The 952-nt window shown below is 42.5% G+C and carries 2 protein-coding genes; both read left to right on the plus strand.

Annotation, left to right across the window (positions count from 1 at the left end; translation table 11 throughout):
• Nucleotides 1-235: 235 nt before the first annotated feature.
• Nucleotides 236-466 carry a type I restriction-modification system subunit M N-terminal domain-containing protein gene (locus AKL11_RS24780; protein WP_301335673.1) on the plus strand — a complete coding sequence of 77 codons (231 nt, stop codon included), beginning with the start codon at nucleotides 236-238 and terminating at the stop codon, nucleotides 464-466.
• Nucleotides 467-672: 206 nt separating this feature from the next.
• The coding region (locus AKL11_RS25755; protein WP_436404678.1) for a hypothetical protein at nucleotides 673-952 on the plus strand (280 nt) is incomplete at its 3' end.

Below are 952 nucleotides of genomic sequence, written 5' to 3' on the forward strand. Positions count from 1 at the left end.
TTAAGCATGAATCGAATAGTTATGGCAAAAAATGATCTGTAATTATACGTCTTGAATCGTTTTTCGTTTCATGCTTTGGATCAATTTATCTGCTCATTTAGAACCGTATGTTTCAAATGAGTTTTGGTTTAATTCGCCATCATCGTTATACAGAGATCGGATCCTTTAATGATCACCGGCGACCTAAAGAGCAAAATCGACAAGCTCTGGGAAGAGTTCTGGGTGTACCAACCCACTGACGGTTATCGAGCAGATTACCTACCTGCTGTTTGCCCGAATGCTGGATATGCACGAAAGCAAAGATGAGCAGCGCAAAATGCTGACTGGCAGAGATTTTACGCCCCGTTTTGCCAGCCATGAGAAGGATTATCGCTTCAGCCATTTCAGCAATCTCAGTGCCGATGAAATGATGGAGCTGGTGCGGGGTGAATTGTTCCGTCACTTTCGCATTCTGAGTAACCAATGACTTGAATCATCTTGACGCAACGCATGAAGCCCGCAACTTTATCGGTTTAACTGATGGCGAGATAAGTGAAGTAAAGGCAAAAGTTGTCCCAAAGGATTCCGTTTTGATGACTTGTGTTGGTGATTTAGGAGTGCTTTCCATTGGTATGTGCTCAAAAACTAATTTTTTGAGGAAAACGGAGCGTCTAAAGTCTATCTTTTAAACTCATGAATATCTCTCTTACTAATAACTTCTCCGCTGAAAAACTGCTGGCATTTATTGCTCAGCAGCAGGAGGAGATTATTCAACAGCAGGAGCAAATTGCTCAACAGCGGGAACGGATAACTATTCTGGAAAATGAAATCACCCGACTGAAGAAACTAAACCCAAAGCCTGACATAAAGCCCAACACCAAGCCAACTGATACCAACGGTGATGATAACGAAAACGAGTGTCAGAGTGATGATAATGAGTCAGATGATGATCCAGAGTCGTCCTGTTCCGAAC

The sequence above is a fragment of the Endozoicomonas ascidiicola genome, from assembly GCF_001646945.1.
Taxonomy (GTDB): Bacteria; Pseudomonadota; Gammaproteobacteria; order Pseudomonadales; family Endozoicomonadaceae; genus Endozoicomonas; species Endozoicomonas ascidiicola.